We start from the raw sequence: 20,618 nt of genomic DNA, 5'->3' as shown, positions 1-20,618 counted from the left end.
GCAACTCTCAGTCTCCGACGAGACCACTCGCTCTCTCGTTGCCGGGTGGAATCAGCGCAGCCAACAGGTTCATCTCGCGGCGGTCAGGCGTGCGCTTCAGCAGGATGCCGTTCCAGCGTTTCGCTGAGCGGTTCGACATGTTCATCTTTAATGAGCTGTCGTCCGTCGGAGATTTTCGCGAACAGGTAATACAGTCCGGGAATCACCACGACGCCGATCACGGTTCCCATCAACATTCCACCGACGGCTGTCGTGCCGATGGTGCGGTTGCCGATGGCTCCCGGACCGGTGGCCCTGACGAGTGGGATCAGGCCGGCGATAAACGCGAAGGAAGTCATCAGAATGGGCCGGAAACGCAGCTTCCCCCCTTCAACTCCGGCATCGACCAGGCTGGCCCCTTCCTGCCGGCGCTGAACGGCAAACTCGATGATCAGAATGGCGTTCTTACCCAGCAGGCCGACGAGCATCACCAGTCCGATCTGGGCATAGACGTCGTTGGAGAGTCCCATCGCCTGCAGGAACAGGAATGATCCGAGCAATCCGACGGGTAAAGAAACGATGACCGCCAGCGGCAGAATAAAACTTTCGTACTGTCCGACCAGCACGAGATACACAAACATCACCACGATCAGAAAGATGTAGACCGCCAGGTTTCCTTTGTTCGCTTCATCGTAAGAGAGCCCCTGCCAGCCGATGTCAAAACCGCGGGGGAGCGTTTTGGCGGCGACATCCTGAATCGCTGCAATCGCCTGACCGCTGCTGAAGCCGGCTGCGGGAGCCCCCTGAATGATGGCAGTCGGATACAGGTTGTAGCGGTTGATTTCGTTCAGCCCCTGCTTTTTCTGAATCTTCAGGAACGCGGAATACGGAACCATCTCGCCCCGATCGTTCTTCACGAACATATTCGACAGGTCCTCGGGGTATCTCCGGAATTCCGGCGACGCCTGCACGTAGACCTTGAAGAAACGGCCGAACCGGACAAAGCCCTGCTCCCAGGTACTGCCGATGACGATGGACAGGTTGTTCATGGCGTCGGCGATCGAGACCCCTTTCTGCATCGCGATGTCGTTGTCGATGATCAATTCATACTGCGGATAGTTCGCGGCAAAGAAGGTGAAGAGCCCTTTCAGTTCTTTCCGTTCGGAGAGCGCCTTCATAAAGGCATCCGTCACTTTTCCCAGTTCCTGGTAGTCTCCGGAGTTGGTCTTGTCGAGCAGACAGACCGAGAAGCCCCCGGCAGCACCAAAGCCCGGGACGGCGGGAGGTTCAAAGAACTCCAGCTTGACGTTGGAGATTTCGCTCCCCTTCTTCTCCAGTTCCTCGATGATCTGCTTGGAGGTCAGTTTGCGGTCATCCCACGGCTTGAGATTGATAATGCAGGTCCCGGCGTTCGAGCCGCGACCTTCTGTCAGCACTTCGTAACCGGCCAGTGATGAGACCGAGACAATCTCGTCAAACGACTTGCAGATGGCCTGCAGTTCATGCGCCTTTGCATTGGTGTATTCCAGCGTGGAACCGGGAGGCGTCTGGATGATTCCATAGATAATTCCCTGATCCTCGAGCGGGATGAAGCCCGAGGGAAGTACATGGTTCACAAAGAAGATCGCCACTCCCGATCCCCCGATGACGAGCATCGTCAGGAGGCGGGCTTTGATGATGCGTCGAACCAGACCCGCATAGCGTCCTGTGATGGCTTCCACCATCCGGTCGAAGATATGCAGTAGCATACGGAGTGGTCCCCGCTTCACTTCGTGCTCGTCTTCAAACTGCAGGATCATCACTCGGAGGTACAGCACCAGCAGCAGTGAGACCACGGCCGTGACGGCGATGGCGACCGGTTGTTCGAAGTGGAAATGAGACTTCATCGGCTCGTAGAGAGCATAGCCGAGTGCCGCGGTTGTCAGGATGACCACCGTCCCCCGGGGGAGGAAACGGCGGGTCACCGAGTTGAAGCTTCTCACGACAGCCCCGACACCGTTCGAGAGACTGTGCAGGGCCCTGGCGATGAAACCCTGTCCGATCTCGTGCCCTCCGTGCGGTTTCAGGATCATCGCGCACAACACGGGAGTGAGTGTCAACGCGACCACCCCCGACAGTACGATCGACATCGCCATCGTCAGTCCGAACTGTCTGTAAAAGACACCGACCGGTCCGGTCATGAAGGTGACGGGAATAAATACGGAGGTCATCACGAGCGTGATCGCGATAATGGCACCGCTGATTTCTCCCATCACTTCCTTGGTCGCAGCGTAGGGTGAAAGATGTGTTGCCTGCATCTTGGCGTGCACGGCCTCGACCACCACGATCGCATCGTCGACCACCACCCCGATCGCCAGCACCAGCGCGAACAGGGTGATCAGATTGATGGACATGTGGAACATCAGCATGAAGAAGAACGTTCCGATCAGTGAGACCGGAACGGCGAGCGTGGGAATGAGTGTCGAGCGGAAGTCGCCGAGAAACAGATAGACGACCAGCGACACGAGAACGAAGGCTTCCAGGAGGGTGTGGAGCACCTTCTCGATGGAGGCATCCAGAAACGCCGAAACGTCGTAGCTGACCTCAAAATCCATGCGTGGCGGGAAGGAGGTTCGCTTGATGTCTTCGAGTTTGGCTTTGACCTTCGCAATCACTTCCGAGGCATTGGAGCCAGGGGTCTGCTTCAGCACGATGGCCGCCGAGGGATCGCCGTCTTTGTCCGAGTAGAGATCGTAGAAGGACGAGCCGAGTTCCACCGTCGCCACATCTTTCAGCCGCAGCACTTCTCCATCGGGGTTGGCCTTCAGCACGATGTTTTCATACTGCTCCGGCTTGTTGTAGCGGCCGACCCAGGTCAGCACATATTCAATCGACTGTGAAGTCCTGCCAGTCGCCTGTCCGAGCCGGCCGGGCGAGCCAATCATGCTCTGCTCGGCGATCGCCTTCATAATATCTTCGGAGGAAAGCTTGTAGGCGCGCATCCGGTCCAGGTTCAGTTCCACGCGCATCGCATAGGCACGGTTTCCGAGAATTGTCGCCCGGCCGACCCCCTTGATGCGCTGAATCTCCGGCAGAATGTTGACGTTGGCGTAGTTGTAAAGAAAGTTCTGATCAACATTCTTGTCGGTGCTGAACACGTTCACATACATCAACATGCTCGTCATGTTTTGCATGACGATGATCCCTTCCCGTTCCACAATCGGCGGGAGCTGGCTTTTGACGATCTGGATGCGATTGTTGACATTCAGCACCGCCACATTCGGATCGGTGCCCGGTTCGAAGATGATCTGAATCGCCCCTTCGCCGGCACTGGTGGCGGCTGAGGTCATGTAACGCATGTCCTGCACGCCGTTGATGGCCTGTTCCAGAATCACCATCACTGAATCCACGAGCACGTTCGCGCTGGCTCCCGGGTAGGAGACCGCCACGACCACGCTCGGCGGAGCCACATCCGGGAACTGCGAAATGGGCAGCGTGCTGATCGCCAGCCCCCCCATGAACAGGATGATCAGCGAGATGACGATCGACAGGGCCGGGCGATGAAGGAACTTGGAGAACATGGTTCCGGTAGCGGCTGAGTGTTCGGGCTTCGTGATGTGGGTAGCAATGCCAACGAAGCCAAGGGCTTCCCCAGGCCAGTGCAGAGGACCGATCCCCTGCCTTGGCACAAATGGGGCTCAACTGGGGCTTGCGCCGCTTGGACCTGACGAAAAGGAAGTGCTGACCGGACGAGGGTTTCAGCGGAGACGAGAGCAGGACGGTCCTGCCGTTTTAAGACGTATTCAGGTGGGTAGCGTTGCAGGGCCCTTCACGATGATCATACGGACGGGAAGGTAGGCCGGGAAAATTTATTCCGCATGAAACTTCAGCTGGGCGACAACTTCATCTGGATGGCGCTCTTCATATGCGATTTTATCACCATCGCGAATCTGTCGGGCCCCTTCCAGCACGATTTTGTCGTTAACGTCCAGACCACTCCCCACAATGAACAGATCTTCCAGCTCATTGCTGACGGTAATCTCACGCTGATGCACGTGATTGTCCTGATCGACAACATAGACATACTGCTTGTCGAGAGTTTCGAACGTCGCTCGTTGAGGAATCACCAGGGCGTCCTCCACCACGCGGTGAATCAGAATATTCCCTGTCTGCCCATGACGCAGCAGGCCGTTCGGGTTGGGGAAATCGGCCCGAAACGAGATGTTTCCGGTTTCATTGTTGAAGTCGGCCTCGATGGCTCCGATCTTGCCTGGCTGCGAGAACTTCTGACCGTTGGCCAGCACCAGCTCGATCTGCAGATCGTGCTGATGTTCCTGGTTCTCCTTGTATTCCAGATACCGGGCTTCCGGCACGTTGAAGTACACCCACATCACGCTGTTGTCCGAAAGCGTCGTGAGAATTTCTCCCTCCTCGATCAGGCTTCCGTGCTGATGACGCAGTCGGTCCACGATGCCGTCATAAGGAGCGCGAATGTTAGTGAAGTTCAGTTCCGCCGCTGCTTCTTTAGCCTTGGCCTGGGCCTTTTTCAGTTTGGCTTCCAGCAGCGCGACTTCGTTCTGGGAAACGACTTTGTCGTCGAACAGCTTCTTAGTGTAGTTGTATTCCAGCTGTGCCAGCTGTGCCTCGGCATTTTCAGCATCGAGCTTAGCCTGATACAGCACAGGCCAGATGGTGAACAGCGAATCGCCGGCTTTGACCGACTGCCCTTCCTTGATCGGAATGGCTTCGAGGTAGCCACGTTCCAGCGCCCGGACTTCGATGTGGCGCTGCGAATGAATCTGGCAGACGTATTGCTGCGTGAGGGTCACGTTGCGCCGCTGCGGACTGGTCGCGACAATCTTGTGCTCTTCAACATGGTGTTCTTCAGTATGGTGGTTGCAGGCGGGAAGCATGGTCGCCAGCAGAGTCAACAGGCAGATCAATCGGGGTGAAGCAGTCATGGTGATTTTACGATCTGGAGCGAAGGGGACATCAGTGATCCCCGAGAGCGTGGAGACTCACCAGTTCCAATGAATCTGGATTGAGCCGTTGCTCGGCGTGGAACTGACATCCCCGTCAGTAGGGAACGTGTCGTCAAGTGTCCATCTGGGTTTGGATCTTCCCGCAGAGAGCAAGTTGTTCTGTCCAGCACCCGCGGAGTCAGCGTTTCGTCTGCTGAAACGCTGACATCCGTGTGACGGGAACGAGGCAGTCAAACTCACGATGCTCCAAGCCGCACGCTGTTGTGCCTGGTTGGTCTTGTCAGGCACTTCTACGCGGGGCGGGAAGGGACGCTGTTCAGAGACCGTTGCAGCTGAAGAGGTTGTCGCCGTAATGACCTGGAGTCAGCTTTCCAGAGACGGTGGGCCTGCTTCACTGGTCTTTCCCGACGCCATTTTCCGTCAGCGAAGTCCGCTGCGGAGGGAGACGAGAGAGCAACGTGTCCAGTCAGCCAGAGTGATCAGACGATTTCGGAGGGGGACGAGGCGGGATCATTGCGTTCCTGCTGTGTTCACCAAGTGACACGGCCCAGGCCCGTGGTGAGGCGCTCCAAGGCTGGCCCACCGCAGTGAGCGGCGTATGACAATCAGGGTAGCACAGAGGAGGCCGATGACTTCGCTGCGCAGGGATTTGTAATCAACCTGTAATCTTTCGCCGTTTGCAAAGTGAGAGGTGAATCAGTCAGAAGGCTGCATTCTGCGGATTTCTGGCCCGTTGAGCTGAATTGATGTGCCGCGCGCGAGGAGGGGCCTTCGAACAGAGTTTCAGTCCGGTTGAATTTTCACAGTTGAGAAACAAAGGACTGATGCGACTCCTTCAGGCAGCTCCTCCTGTCGATTGTGCAGGACGTGTCTGATATTTCGCGCATCAGAGACGTCGCGCCTATCAGAAATTAGACAGGCTGCCGGCAGACTGCCCAGAAATAGGACACGACGACACCCGGGGAGTTGATTCCGGTCCCGCCAATCGTGCGGTCGATAGGCCGCGCAAAGCAGGGTGAGAGAATGTGCAGTCCGTGGATTGCCACAGCCTACGGGGCCGAGGGAGTACGGCCCGCAGATCCTCAGCCGGTGATGAGTTTCCGGTAGAAACTTCCTTCGTTGATTGTGGGACGTTCCGGACGGCCTTTGTAGGAATAGGTCAGATCCATATTCGAGAGTCCCAGCAGATGCAGAATGCTGGCGTGCAGATCGTGAACGTGCAGCCGCTCATCGACAGCTCGTAGTCCGAGTTCGTCGGTGGTGCCGATTGTCTGGCCCCCTTTCACTCCTCCGCCCGCCATCCACATCGTGAAGCCCGTCGGATTGTGGTCACGGCCATTTTTCTGTTCGGACATGGGGGTCCGCCCGAATTCACCTCCCCAGATCACCAGTGTCTCATCGAGTAGCCCGCGCTGTTTCAGATCTTTCAGCAGGCCAGCCACAGGCAGGTCCATCGATTTGCAGAGTCGCGAGTGGTTGCCCTCGATGTTGCTATGAGAATCCCACTTGCTTCCCGCACCGTGGTACAACTGGATGAAGCGTACTCCCCGCTCGACGAGGCGCCGGGAGAGCAGGCAGAGTCGACCGTACTCCGCCGTTGCCGGTTGATCGAGCCCGTAGAGCTTCTGGGTCGCTTCCGTTTCTTTGCTGAGGTCGACCGCTTCGGGGGCCTCGGCCTGCATCTGGAATGCGAGCTCATAACTGCGAATGCGGGCATCGAGCTCGGACTGATCGGGATGCTGCTCGGCGTAGGCGCGGTTCAGTCGTTCCAGGAAGGCGAGTTTCCCCAGCTGCTCGTCCTGTCCCAGCCCTTCTGGCGTGTCGAGGAATGGAATGGGTTGTGACCCGTGCTGCAGTCGAACTCCCTGATGCACGGCGGGCATGAAGCCGGCGCTCCAGTTTCGTGACCCGTTCACGACGGAAGACCGGTTGTCCTGCATGACGATGAACGCGGGCAGATTTTGGTTCTCCGATCCCAGTCCGTAACTGACCCAGCTCCCCAGCGAGGGGCGGCCCCCCAGAATCGAGCAGGTATTCATCTGGCAGACGCCCGAGGAATGATTGATTCCGTCCGTCCAGCAGGAGCGGATCACCGCGATCTCATCGACGCATTCCGCCGTATGCGGCAACCAGTCGGAGACCCATGTCCCTGATTCGCCGAACTGTTTGAACGTTCTCTGGCAGGCGAGCAAGGGGGCGCCAGCTTCTCCCATCGCGGTGATGATCTTGCCGAAACTTTCCGGAAGCTTCTGGCCGGCAAGTCGATTCAGTTCCGGCTTCGGATCGAACAGATCCAGATGGCTGGGGCCCCCTTCCATAAACAGGAAAATGACACTTTTGGCACGCGCCGGCAGGTGCGGGATTGGTCTGGAAACAGGAGCTGCCGACCCGGCACGCGTCTGTTCCGCCAGCAGTCCCGATAAGGCCAGCGCCCCAAAGCCGGCGCCGCTCCGTGTCAGAAACTCTCTGCGGGTCCGCGGAATTTCAAGGTGTGGGACGGGCCGGCTGAGTGCGTTCAATGGATTCATGAAATCGATCGCCAAGAAGAAAAGCTGGGACTTCAGTCGACGTACAGGAACTCATTCGAATTCAGCAGAACATGACAGAGGTCGACATAGGCCTCGGTCAGTTCATTGGAATCGACCGTACGCTGCACAATGGGCTGAATATTGAGCGTGTCCGAGCAGGTGTTTCTGTACATTCCCGGAGTCGGCTCGAACTGCCAGTAACCGACAGTGCTGCTGGCAACTCCTTCGGATGTCGTGAGGAGCTCTCCCTGCGACAGTGCCTTCGCTGAGAGTCTGACGTCGTCGATCAGGCCATCAAACCAGCTGTCGCGGCCGCGGCTGCCCAAGTTAAGCGGCTTGTTATGAGAGAACCCGCCAGCGATGTCGTGGGGAATGGTCGCCGTCAGGAGCGGTTCGTCGTCGTTGGACAAGTCTTTCAGGAAGAAGCGGGCGGTTCCGGAACCGGTTCCTCCGCCGGCGGCGGTAAAGCTGACTCCTGCGTAATACGGCTTGTTGATTTCCAGGTAATGATCGGAGAACAGAGCCGCTTCCACTTGCTGCCCCGCAGAGTTTTCACCCCGGATCAGCAGCACCAGCGTTTGTGGTTTCCGACGAGACCCCTTGCCGGTGATGCCGAAGGTCCAGCCCCTCTGTTCTTTGCCATGTGACCACTTGGAGACGAGCGTCCGCACGGCACCGCTCTCGGCGATGGACCGGACCTGAAAATAGGATTCAATGGTAAAGTTCGCGACGTTCAGTGAGTCAGCATGCGGGACGGCGAGAGGCCCAGGCTGATGGTCCGCCGCGGCGAACATCAGAGCCTGCCCATCCCGATAGGGGACCTTGCTCATGACGACGTCTGTCGTTTGGGCCGATGGCTGGCTCTGCTGACGTCGACGCTGCTGCTGCTCCGTCAGAAAACTTCTGGCCTGGGCCAATTCGTCGGCGGCGGGAGGACGGCCGTAAACAATTTCCCAGAGTCGGATGATGCGGCTGTCCGGCGCGACTGTGCCGTCTCCGCTGCTCGGCTGGAGAACCTGAGTGGCGAGTTCCCGAGCGTGCCGCAGCAGCTCCGGACTGTTCATCAACAGCAGCGACTGCACGGGCGTGGTGGTGGTGTCACGAAAGCTGGCGCTGCTGAAGAAGAGCGGGAGATCAAATGCGTCCAGTAACGGGTCCCGGGCGTTCCGCATAATCCGGGTGTAGATGGAGCGTCTCGGGAGGTCCGGCAGGACTCCTTCTCCTCCGCGGGAGCGATCGAGCTGTCCGGTGATCTGCAGGAGTCCATCGCGAATCTGTTCGGCATCGAGTCGATGGGTGTTTGCCCGCCAGTACCATTGATTCAGAGGATCAATCGTCTGAGAGGCGATGAAGTCCGGATGGTTCGTCGACTGCCGGTACGTCGCGGAATTCACAATCAGGCGATGCAGATTCTTCCACCGCCAGCCTCCCCGCAGAAACTCGGTTGTCATCCAGTCGAGAAGTTCCGGGTGGCTGGGAGGCCCGCTTAACCGGCCGAAATCACTGCTGTTGGGAGCCAGTCCGCGGCCGAAATGGTACTGCCAGATTCGGTTGACGATCACCCGAGGCGTGAGCGGATTCTGAGGATCGGTCATCCAGCCTGCGAGTGCGGCCCGGCGTCCGGTCGTGGCGGGCGACTCCGTTAACCGCACGATGGTTGTCGGCTCAGGGTTCATGAGCGTGGGGACGCCCGGCTGAACTTCCACCTTCTTCTTCGGAATCACGGTGGGGGGAGCAACGGGGCCCACATCGGTCGCGATCATTGCGAGCGGGAGCGGTTCGGGCTTCAGGGCGTCGTAAGCGGCCAACTGCCGACGCAATGCCAGAAGCTGTTCTTTGGTCTCCCCCTTGATGCGGGCGTCGATACGGAGATGCTCGAAGATAATCTGTCGCCACGCGAGATCGACCAGTTGTTGTTCGGCCGGTGTCCGTTGTGCCTGCGGCTTGGCAAACAGCTCCTGAATATCTTCCGGGAACCGGACGACACGGCCATCTTCGCCGCTCTGTCGATACTTCGCCTCAATTTCTTCGATCTGATCCAGCAGCGACTTCGCCTCCGCCACATACTTCTGCTGCTTTTCTGCGAATTCGGCTTGCTGCTCGGGAGTCGCGACGACGACGTTGTCGCGCGGGGCGAGTGCTTCGAAGAAGGCCCGCAGGCGGTAGTAGTCCTGCTGCAGCAAAGGATCAAACTTGTGATCGTGACACCGCGCGCACTGCAGACCAAGCCCGAGGAACACGTCGGCGGTGGTGTCCGTCAGCTCATTCTGCATCACCTCCCATTGCCCGCGGACGTCCAGATTGTTGTATTCGTAGATGCCGTGCCGCAGAAATCCTGTGGCCACCAAGGCCTCTTGATTGCCCGGAAAAAGTTCATCACCGGCGATCTGCTCCTGAACGAACCTGTCGTAGGGCTTGTCGGCATTGAGTGATGCGATCACATAATCCCGGTAGCGCCACGCCAGCGGGCGATAGCCGTCGATCCGATAGCCATCCGATTCGGCGTATCGGACCAGGTCGAGCCAGTGGCGGGCCCACCGCTCACCATACTCGGGACTGGACAGCAGTTTCTCGACCAGTTTTTCATAAGCCTGTGGATCGGAACTCTCGACAAACTGCCGGACCTCGGCAGGAGTCGGAGGGAGGCCGATCAGGTCGAAATAGAGCCGACGAATCAGTTTTTCACGCGGTGCTTCCGGTGCGGGGGTCAGCGACTGTGATTCCATCGCTGCGAGGATGAAGCGATCGATGTCGGTACGAGCCCACTCCGGATTCTTGACTTCGGGGAGGTCGGGCTGCCGGACCGGCTGAATGGCCCACCAGCTGCGATCTTCAGGACTGAAGCGGTCCCCTGCGGTGCGGGTCGCCATCTGCCCATCATCACCCGGCCAGGGGGCGCCCATCCTGATCCAGGTTTCCAGGACCGCGATCTTCTCATCCGGCAACTTTCCAGAAGGAGGCATTTCATACGACTCATACCGGACAGCCTGCAGCAACAGACTCTCATCCGGTTTTCCGGGCACGATGGCCGGGCCGGAATCTCCCCCCAGCAGCTGATGCCCGCGCGAGTTCAGCCGCAGATTTCCCTTGGACTGCTCAGCGCCGTGGCATTGGAAGCAGTGTTCCGCCAGCAGCGGACGAACGCGAGTTTCGAAGAATTTGGCCTGTTCGGGACTGGGAGGTTCCGCTCCCGCTGCCACCACGGGAATGAGCAGAGAGAGGACCAGCCCACACGCCGCTCGTGCCAGACTGAAGAACGACGTCACCTTCCGGTGCCGCATGTGATTCAGCGTCAGGAACTGCATTGACCCTTCCACCTCATGAACCAACCGATTCGAACCCGTTGATTCTACCGGTCAGCGTTGATTCATGGACAGTGTGAACAGCGGACTCAGGCGAATTCCTGCAGGAAATCTGCACGGTGGCTGACTAAGCTGTCAGCGGACTTGCGGTCCCGTTCTGGTTCCAGTACTGAGGCAGGGAGCCAATGGCAGGCCGTCGGGCGGTGGACGTCTGAAGAGTGGTACGTCAGAATCAGCGCATCATCGCCGGACCTTGTGCCACGTCGATGCGCAGGAGCTTTTCTTCGTGACGCTGTTTGAACCGCATCACGGACTGCGTCTCGCCGAAACCGGTCACTTCGCGGTCCTGAGAAATCGACTGGCTGATGACGACTCCCCGGCTCAGATCGAGGACAAATCGACCTTCAGCAGCACGGCGGATCAGCTGGACTTCTTCATCAGGGTCGTTCATCGGAGTCAGAATCTGTGTCTTCATCTCAATCGTGGCGAGGTTGTTGACGACGCTTTCCAGTCGGTAGGCCCGCTGGATTTTAATCATGCGGGTCAGCATCGAATTGGTCAGCTTGACACCAACTTCAAACTTCTCGAACCAGGTACTGCCGACGGACTGCGGTTCTTCCGGCAACCGGATAAAGACGTCCAGCGCGTTCCGGTCGATCTCTTCCGGCTTTGTGTCGGGGCTCAGCAGCGACTTCACCCGACTCACTTCGCCGGTGGCTGACACGGTGGCCTCGATGTTGGGACGCCCAACCATCCGCTCCATGGCGGCAAAGATCGGATTGACCTGCGGGACCTTTTCCTGGCTGTTGAACCGGAAAGTTTCACCGTTCTGCAGAATGTCGACGTTGATCTGGTCCATGGGAACCAGTTGAATGACGGCAGAACCATCCGGGTGGGCAGAAAGCACGTGATAGCTCTTCTGCGAGACCTGATAGGAGTGCTGGTCTTCTTTGACCTGCTGAACCTGTATGGTGTAGTCGTCCCGCAGATCGACTTCGAAGCGCACAATCTGCCCGGGCTGAAACTTGTAACGTAGCAGCACTGGCTCTGTCGCGCTGACATCGCTCGGACCAGTGGCAATCAGGCAGGCCAGCAGGCACAGACCAGCGCGAATTGGAGAAACCGTGCGGGTGAAGATGAGCATGGCGGCGTCCTTGCCATCGGGGAACAAACTGCAGATTTAGAAGGGGAAACTAGCACATCGGCCAGACCCCGGCGAGACCAATTTTGGCAATTGAACTCCTTCGCCTTCAACTGGTTCCGGCGAGCGCTGCTGACTGAAAATTCAGTGGCAGTCTGACGGGGGAAGCCTTTGCGTTCGACGACCGCAGCCGAACTGTTGGTCCATGGAAAATCACTCTGCGCGGGGAGGAGGACCAGCCAACGGCTCTAAACCGGAACCGCCTCCACGACGCTGATCTCCATGCAAGTCCGCACGATGCGGGCAAGGGCAAACCCCGACTGCTGGAACAGCTCGCGGTACTCCGCCTCGGTCCGCTCTTTCCCACCAGGAATGAGCATCATGTTCAGGTCCAGAAATTTGGCGGAGAAGGGACGGTTGCCAGGAGGGATCACCGCCTCCAGCACCAGGACCTTGCCGGTCGGGGCGATGACTCGGCGAATGCAGCCGAGGATCGCAAGTGATTTCTCATCATCCCAGTCATGAATGATGTGCCGCATCAGATAGGCATCTGCGCCGGCTGGCACGGAATCGAAAAAGCTGCCTGCCCGCAGTTCGCAGCGGTCCGCCAGCCCGGCCTCCTCGATCAGCGGGCGGGCCCGTTCAATGACATGGGGCAGATCGAAGAGAATTCCCCGCACCTGGGAATACTGCCGGAGAAGGGCGATCAGATTACTGCCGTTCCCCCCGCCAATGTCCGCGATAACGCCATAGGCGGAGAAGTCGTACCCGGACAGGACTGCGCCCGTCTCGCGACCGTTGATCCCGGTCATTGCGGCATCAAACGTCCGGGCCTCCTCGGGATGCTCTCCGAGGTAATCAAACACCGGTTTTCCGAACAACTTCTCGAACGCATTTTCTCCGGTTTTGACCACTTCGGCCAGCTCTCCCCACGCGGCATAATGACCGGGCGCACCCATCATGAGTGCGAGAGCATGCTGTGATCGGGGGACATCGGTCCGCAGCAGTTCCGCTGCGGGAGTCAGCTGGAAGCACCGGTTGTCGTCTTCCTCGAAAACACCTTCACTCGCCAGCGCGCGCAGCAGACGGTAGAGCCAATCCGCTTTCGCTCCGGTCGCCTGGGCCAGATCATCGATGCTGCGCGGCCCATCTTTCAGCAGATCAGCCACACCCAGTTTTGCGGCTGCATACAAAGACTGGGAGATCCAGTAAGCCGTGATCTTCTGGATCATCTGGATTTCGGCGGATTGATCAGACATGCCAGACTTTCGACTCCGGAATGAAATGGATTCCGAATCATAGAATGGCTGTTGGCTGGGGATCAATCCGATTCCCGGTTCATTCTGCCGCAAGCGCAGGCTGGCCTTGTTGGACCGGTTGGTTCTGTCGAGGAAGTGACGTGCGCAGATGCCACATGCTTCCCAGCAGGCAGAGTGAACCTCCGACCGACATCACGATTGCAAAGGACTCGAAGAACTGCAGTCGTGATGACCCGGAGAAGTTGATGTCCTTGAGCAGCTGCAGACCGATACTCCCCGTGTAACCGAGGGCATCCGCGAGGTAAATCCCAAAGACCGCGTTGCCGGTCGCCCGAGTCGAGGCCATGAAGCGTTCAAAAAGGACTGCATTATAAGGAACATAGCCGAGATAGGCTCCCATCCCCATCATGACCATCCAGGTCATGCCGTTGATCATCTGCGAGTGCTGCAGGAGGGTCGCTGCACCGATGGTCAACATGCCGGAGAACATCACAGCGTAAATCGCCCAGAGTGCCCGTTGATTATTTCGGATGAGTGTCAGTGCTCCCAGCACCACTGTGACGAGGATTGCAATCGGTAGTTCGATGCGGGTCAGCACTGCCGGGACTTCGCCGTAGCCGAGTTCCTTCACGATTTCGACCGCGTACAGATCACGAAAATCACGGAATGCGGTCAACAGGAAATAGAATGCCAGTAGGGGAATCAGTGTGAGCGCGTATTTCCAGAAAAACGTTTTGCGGTCCCGTGACGACATGGGGACTCGCGCATGCCGTAACTCCTGATCCTGCTGATCAGGCTGTGGAAGCCGATGCAGAAAGAGAATCGCCAATAGAAACGGCGGAAGAAAGCAAAGCCCGGCAGCCGCCGGCATCCAGAGATCGGACACGCCCATATCACGCATCAGCCAGCGGCCCACATCCTTCACCACACCACTTCCAAGAATGAACGAACAGGACAACACCGCCAGCATGACGTCTGAAAGCTGCCTGCCTTCGAGATACCGGACCATCAGACCCCAGATCATCCCGAGCGGCAACCCGTTGACAAACATGGCGACGAGCATCCAGTTCCCCGGCAACGTGGCGAACAGGATGAGCCCCAGTTCGGCGAGACCGATGAGTATCACCAGCATCAGCCACATGCGCTGGCGCGAGATCTGTGAGCAGAACGAGATGCCGAGATACTTCGACACCCCGTAGCCGAGAATCTGGCTGATAATCAACGCTGTTTTAAGCTCGATCGGACTGCTGCCGAGCGTTTGCGCTTTGAATTCAAGCACCATGAACGGACGTCGGAAGGCACACATGCTGAAGTACGCCACAAATGCCGCCACGGCCCCGACCAGCGCACTTTCAATCTTCCCCTGCCGGAAAACGCCCCGCCAACCTCGTTCGGTTTCCGGGCACGGCGGCGGAGCGGTCAGGAATTGTCGGGACGCAGCTGACTCTGACATGCGGATTCCTGTGTCCCTTCTCCTGCGGTCGTACAAGGTGGATTGTCCATTCCTGGACATTCTTTCACTTATTGACCCGATCAATGACCGTCACTTCTTCAGGGGAGTTGACCGGTTGTTGAGGGAACCAGATCAGCTCCCACCCGCCAGTCCTGCAGATTCTCTGCCAGTCTCACTCCGTTGCCGCATCTGTCCGGCAGAACGACGTGACCGCGCTCAACTCTGACGCCGCTGGCAGGGTCGGATGCCAGTAGCACCGCCCCATCTAGATCAGCATAGTCGAGCAGCGGCAGCAACTGCGCCGCGGCAGAGATGGCGACGCTCGACTCGATCATGCAGCCGACCATCGTCCGCATTCCATAGGAACGGGCTTCCTGGAGCATGCGGGCTGCGGGAGTGGGACCGCCGCACTTGCACAACTTGACATTGATTCCATGAAAAAAATCACGACAGCGAATGACATCCGCTTCGATTCGGCAGCTTTCATCGGCGAGAACCGGCAGCGCGGAGTGTTCATAAACGTAGCGCTTGGCTGCGTCGGGTGCATCGCAGGGAAGTGGCTGCTCAATGAATTCGATTCCGAGGTCGGCCAGCCATTTCGAGTTCTCGACCGTCTGTTCTGCGCTCCAGCCGCAGTTGGCGTCGACACGAATGACCGCGTCTGTCTCGCGTCGCAGGGCACGCACGATTTCTTCGTCGCGTGGTGTCCCCAGTTTAATTTTGTAGATCGGCCATTCCGGTTCCTCGTGGAGCTTGGCCACCATCGTCTCGATGGTGTCGATGCCGAGGGTATAGCTCGACCTGACGACTCCCTTCCAGCGCAGCCCCAGCGTTTCATAGGTCGGAACTCCTTGAATCTTTCCAAAGAGATCGTGAGCGGCAGCATCGATGGCTGCCAGAGCGAAGCGATCGCCGGGAATTCGGGACTCGCATTCCGCGTACAATGTCGAGGGATGAAATTCGCTCAGCGGCTCCAGCAATGGCTCGAGATGACGCAGAGAGGCACTCAGCGATGCAAAGTCGTGCCGGTAATACGCATTGCAGGTGACCTCGCCATAGCCGCAGAAATCCCCTGACTGCAGACTCACGATGAGCGATTGCTGGTGTCGGATGGTCCCGCGGGCGATGGTGAACGGCCGCTTCAATGGCAACTGAACGGGATGCAGTTGAAGCTTCATGAGAACAATTGCTCCCGCAAGTTCAGCACAGCGTCGACGAGCAGATCAGGCCCATCACGATAGACGTCGCAGACCGGCAGTCCCAGTCGGGCGCTGACATTTTCTTTCTCCTGTTCGGCCTGTTCCGGTGTCAGATTTCTGCCGTTCACGGCAACGCCGATGATCTGGCTGGGGCAACGCTCCGAGGCGAGTGATTCGTAGAGGTCGCGATACCGTTCCAGCGAAGCGATCTGCACATGGGGCAGCCCTTTCACCTGCGTTCGTCCTGCCTCGTAGCAGAGAATCATCCCCTGCGGCGCACAGCCATGCAACAGGCCGAGCGTTACCGCTGAGAACGCGGGATGCGTGATGCTCCCCTGTCCTTCGATCAGCAGGATGTCGTGCTGTTCGTTCTGCAGGACAAGATCTTCCACAGCACCATTGACGAAATCCGAGACCACACAGTCCACGGGGACTCCTTCGCCCACCACCATGATGCCGGTCTGTCCCGTGGCGAGAAACCTGGCATCGATGTTGCGCTCTCTCAGTCCCCGCTCCAGTTCCAGCGTGGTTACCATTTTGCCGACACTGCAATCGTGACCGACGGCGTGGATACGCAGACAGCCTTCACGAAAAGAACGGGCTTTCCCGGTTTTGTGGAACGTATTCCGACGGACATCGATCAACCGGCTTCCGCTCCGCTGCGCTGCACTGCTCAACACAGGATCATTCACAAGGAAATCGTGAAGGCCGGAAATAATGTCCAATCCCTGATCGACACCGGCGGCAATGACCCGTCGCAGGGAATCGGGCATTTCGCCACCGGCCGGTGCAATTCCGACAAAGATGGAATCGGGCCGATCGACTTCAGCCAGTGACGCAACGACCGGAATCTCTCCTCCCACTCCATAGAGTTGCTGTGCGGTCCGTCCCCGGTTCTCGGCATCAATGATGGCCACGATATCACCGCCACGGTAACGGATCAGGCTGATGGCAGTTTTTGAGTTATTGATCGGGGCGCCGTCACCCACAGCAATTGCGATGCGCGCATAGCTCATCAGCGAGGCAGGAGAGTCACTCGCCTGGATCGGTGCCACAGCAGGCGGATTGGCGAGGCAGCGTGTCGCTTGTGACGCAGGGCGCTGTGAGGAGAGGGAGGTTGGTGTCATCGCGGTTCTGCCTTCCAGTCAGATTCTGAAAATTCAGGTTGGTGCGGCGGGGAATTTAGGACAGTTTTGAGAGTCGACGTCGCAAAGGAGGGGGTCCCTCCCCCGCTGCGTCGACCTGTGCGGAGTCGGGAGGACTTTCCCGTTCCCGCTCAGCACACCTCGATTCAGGAGTTGCGTCTCTGCGGGTGACGAGCCCCAGGGGAGATCAAAATCAAAATGCTTTAATGGGAAGCCGGTTTGCGTAATGCTTTTCCTGCGAGAGCTCCGGTGGGCTCTCCGTCAATGACAGCCGGCACTCCATTGACGAAGACATATTTCAATCCGGCAGAAAACTGGTACGGCTGTTCAAACGTCGCCTGGTCGACGAAGGATTTCGGATCAAAGACCACGACATCCGCCACCAGCCCCGGCTTGAGGTAACCCCGGTCTCGCATGCCGATAATGTCGGCGGGTAATCCGGAAGCACTGCGAATGGCCGCTTCCAGCGGGATCACGTTCTCGCGAATGGAATAGAACCCGATCTTGCGGGAAAAGGTGCCGTAGCTGCGGGGATGGGGACGGGAGACTCCCGGGAGCTGCGCGGACCCATCCGAGGCAGTAGCCACCCAGGGAGCGGTCATCGCCAGGCGGACATCCTCTTCGCTCATGCCGTGATTCACGATGCTGGCGCCGCCGTTCATCACGATATATTCCGCAATCTGCAGTGGCGACTTGTTTTCGTCCGCTGCGATCTGTTTCAGGCTTCGACCGGACCAGTCGGCTCGCTTGGCGAAACGGGCGACGACCAGACTGGCGCCATTGTTTCGATCGGCGAGACCTGTGGAAACATACGCCCGGATTTTGTCGCCGGATTCCGGTTCCTTCAGGCGTTGAATCAGCTTCTTCGACCCACCGGAGCGAGCCCAGCCGGGAAACAGTGTCGCGTCGAGAGAGGTACTGGAGGCTGTGTAGGGATACTGGTCGGCAGTGACCGATTGTCCTTTCTTGCGGGCCTCTTCGATCAGGTTCATGGCCAGCCGGATCGTTCCCCAGTTCTTCTGCCCGGAGGCCTTGAGATGCGAGACGTGGACGGGAAGTCCCGCCTGCTCACCAATCTGAATCGCCTCTGCCACCGCTGTTGCCAGCGTTGCTCCTTCTCCCCGAATGTGGCTGGCATAGATCCCTTTGGCGGAGGCGATCACTTTGGCGATCTGCACCAGTTCTTCGGTGCTGGTATACATCCCCGGGGTATAAATGAGGCCGGTGGACATTCCCCATGCCCCTTCGTTCATCGCGACCTGGGCCAGCCTTGACATCTCGGCGATTTCTTCAGGAGTCGCCTTGCGGTCCACGGAGCCGCAGACATGTGCTCTTAGCGAACCCTGAGGGAGCAGGTGCGCCACATTCGTGCCGGCACCCGCGACGTCCACCTTGTCGTAGTACTCTTTGAGCTTGACCGGTCCGGAGCCGCAGTTGCCGGTCACCGAGGTCGTACATCCCTGCATCAGGAAATTGACGTTCGATCGCCGGGAAGGAGTCGTAATTCCCGTGTCGCTGTGCGTGTGCAGGTCGATGAATCCGGGAGAGACCACCAGTCCGGTGCCGTCGATGATCCAATCTGCCTTGGGGACGCTGCCGCTGCCGACAAACGTGATCTTTCCATCTGTGAAAGCGACGTGACCGACGGATCCGGGAGCGCCCGTGCCGTCATGAATTGTCGCATTCTTTATGACGACATCGTGGCTCTGGGCATGGCAGACTCCGGCCAGTGACATCAGGCAAATCAGCAGACTCGACGCGTGGCTCATCAGTTTGCAGCTTTCTGATCATCTGGAGGTGGGGGCCTGAAGACCAATTGCAGGCACATCGGCGAGGAGCCGCCCGCAGCGGATCGGATCAACCATTACGTCTCAATGTCGATGGTAATGGACTTCGTACTGGGGGTGATTGTTTTGGTCAGCGTGGACTGATCAACGTCGGTGTATCTGGCAGGAAGGGAAAGCGTGGGGGCGGGGATCCGTTCCTGTGCGATCGGCGTGATTGTGACCTTATATTCGCCGACGGGGAGATCGATTTTCAGTCTGCCTCGTGTCAGGATGAACTTTCCTTCTTCAATCGTGGTTCCCCGTGCGGGCAGGCCGGCCTTCACCGGTGTGAAGGTGACTTCATAGCCGTTGGCCGGCTTGCCGTTAATCAGCAGCACGCCATCAACCCGGCTCGCCTGTCGGGAGCAGCCGGAAAGAAGCACTGGTCCGGCGAGCAGTGTCAGGACGAACAGAGTCAGAACGAGCAGAGGCCTGCCTGAGATTTTCTGCGGGTGTTGCATGACTTTGTGATTTCGTGAAGGGGGAAGAGTCACTGTCGGGGTGAAGGGCGATCTCGACAGTGCAAACGACGGACTCGATTTGGCGGAGATTGGCGTTGGGGGATTCAACTCCCTCAACAGTTGTGGCAGCGGTGTCCAGGCCGTTCGATCGACTGAGAGCATTGTTGCCTCGGGATTGCCCTGTCTTCGCCACGCAGATGTCAGCACTTCAGCAGACGAAACCCGTGGTGCTCGGGCGCCGAAAAGGTGCAACCTGCTCTAGAATTCTCCGACCGGGTTTCCATCGCTGATGTCACACAGATTGGAATAAACCTGTCGGCTCATATTTTCGGAGAGGAACCGGACCGAGCCGTCTCCGAGCGTAAACTGTGCTCCTCCTTCATGCAGACTCGAGGCCCCATAGTAAAGGGAATCGGTTGTGGAGACTCCTCCATCGTTGATTTTGCCGGCTCCGTTAATGACCACCTGATACGCCTGCCGCAGAGTGGTGATCTGACCAATTCCGGGCCACACTCCAGCGTGAGAATTTCGCGTGGCGGTGTAGGTCGAGCTGAAGGTTGTCGCCGGACTCGGAGGACCGCCATCACGCTCACCGATGGCGACGATATTGGACGACCCATCGGTCAGATCCCGCATCCGTTTGAAGCTGTCCACGTAAAACATTCCCCCCAGGTCCTTGTAGACCCGAACACCATTTTCCAGCACCCCTTCCAGCGAACCTTTACCGCCCGGGCCGCAGATGCCCATGTAATTCGACGTGGCCAGCCCGTTGAAGTTGGAGGTGTTCACGCCCACCAGTGGATTCATCGTGAAGTACGACGCCGTCCCCCAGAAGACCTGATTATTCAGCGCGGGGGCGATGTCCGAAGCACAGCGATACACCGACAATGGCGTCTGCAGCAGTTTGGCGTCGTCATCGCTGCCCGTGACAATCGCTTTGAGCGTGCGGTTATTGGGGTTCATCGCATTGAACAGTGGTGCCTGATCGACGTAGGGGAGAATCGAGGTTCCCCAGGCATAGTCGGGATCGGTCGTCGCTTTGGAGGACCGGACCATTCCCGCCGGGAACATCTGATACACATCATGATAATTGTGCAGTGCCAGCCCGATCTGCTTCAGGTTGTTCTTGCACTGTGACCTTCGGGCCGCTTCCCGAGCCTGCTGAACTGCGGGTAACAGCAGGGAGATCAGGACCGCAATAATCGCAATCACCACCAGTAACTCGATAAGCGTGAAGCCACTCAGGCGGATAGCGCGTCGAAGCATACAGACCTCGCTGAAAGAAGTGAGAAGTCGAACGACCAGTCTCCAGGACGACCTGAGCGGAGGCGAATCCCGAGAATCAAAACGCTGGAGCACTTCAG

At 58.3% G+C, this 20,618-nt stretch carries 12 protein-coding genes; all 12 read right to left on the bottom strand.

Annotated features, from left to right (window positions below; genetic code table 11):
• Positions 1-83: 83 nt before the first annotated feature.
• Complete coding sequence (locus SH664x_RS06275; protein ID WP_437205972.1) at positions 84-3,539, bottom strand: efflux RND transporter permease subunit; 3,456 nt, start codon at positions 3,537-3,539, stop codon at positions 84-86.
• A gap of 288 nt (positions 3,540-3,827) precedes the next feature.
• Complete coding sequence (locus tag SH664x_RS06270) at positions 3,828-4,919, bottom strand: efflux RND transporter periplasmic adaptor subunit (protein ID WP_437205971.1); 1,092 nt, start codon at positions 4,917-4,919, stop codon at positions 3,828-3,830.
• 1,103 nt (positions 4,920-6,022) lie between these two features.
• Positions 6,023-7,468 carry a DUF1501 domain-containing protein gene (locus SH664x_RS06265; RefSeq protein WP_437205969.1) on the bottom strand — a complete coding sequence of 482 codons (1,446 nt, stop codon included), beginning with the start codon at positions 7,466-7,468 and terminating at the stop codon, positions 6,023-6,025.
• A gap of 32 nt (positions 7,469-7,500) precedes the next feature.
• Positions 7,501-10,773, bottom strand: coding sequence for a DUF1549 domain-containing protein (locus tag SH664x_RS06260; protein WP_437205967.1), 3,273 nt, complete (start codon positions 10,771-10,773; stop codon positions 7,501-7,503).
• Positions 10,774-11,002: 229 nt separating this feature from the next.
• On the bottom strand, positions 11,003-11,914 hold the full coding sequence (locus SH664x_RS06255; RefSeq protein WP_437205965.1) for a hypothetical protein: 912 nt from the start codon (positions 11,912-11,914) through the stop codon (positions 11,003-11,005).
• A gap of 245 nt (positions 11,915-12,159) precedes the next feature.
• Positions 12,160-13,170 (bottom strand): methyltransferase, encoded by a 1,011-nt coding sequence (locus SH664x_RS06250; RefSeq protein ID WP_437205963.1) that lies wholly within the window; start codon positions 13,168-13,170, stop codon positions 12,160-12,162.
• 79 nt (positions 13,171-13,249) lie between these two features.
• Entirely contained in the window at positions 13,250-14,623 is a 1,374-nt protein-coding gene (locus SH664x_RS06245; protein ID WP_437205961.1) for a DUF5690 family protein, read from the bottom strand.
• A 98-nt stretch (positions 14,624-14,721) separates the two neighbouring features.
• Positions 14,722-15,801 (bottom strand): dipeptide epimerase, encoded by a 1,080-nt coding sequence (locus tag SH664x_RS06240; protein WP_437205959.1) that lies wholly within the window; start codon positions 15,799-15,801, stop codon positions 14,722-14,724.
• Entirely contained in the window at positions 15,798-16,949 is a 1,152-nt protein-coding gene (locus SH664x_RS06235; RefSeq protein ID WP_437205957.1) for a DUF1611 domain-containing protein, read from the bottom strand. The genes SH664x_RS06240 and SH664x_RS06235 overlap by 4 nt, the downstream gene beginning before the upstream one ends.
• Positions 16,950-17,170: 221 nt before the next feature.
• A complete protein-coding gene (locus SH664x_RS06230) occupies positions 17,171-18,736 on the bottom strand; it encodes an N-acyl-D-amino-acid deacylase family protein (RefSeq protein ID WP_437205955.1) in 1,566 nt (521 codons plus the stop codon).
• 95 nt (positions 18,737-18,831) lie between these two features.
• A complete protein-coding gene (locus tag SH664x_RS06225) occupies positions 18,832-19,254 on the bottom strand; it encodes a hypothetical protein (RefSeq protein WP_437205954.1) in 423 nt (140 codons plus the stop codon).
• A 258-nt stretch (positions 19,255-19,512) separates the two neighbouring features.
• Positions 19,513-20,520, bottom strand: coding sequence for a DUF1559 family PulG-like putative transporter (locus tag SH664x_RS06220; protein WP_437205952.1), 1,008 nt, complete (start codon positions 20,518-20,520; stop codon positions 19,513-19,515).
• Positions 20,521-20,618: the final 98 nt, after the last annotated feature.

The sequence above is a fragment of the Planctomicrobium aquicomposti genome, assembly GCF_051466325.1.
In the GTDB taxonomy this organism is placed as follows: domain Bacteria; phylum Planctomycetota; class Planctomycetia; order Planctomycetales; family Planctomycetaceae; genus Planctomicrobium.
Note: the sequence above shows the minus strand (reverse complement) of the source record. Positions and strands in the feature narration are given on the sequence as shown.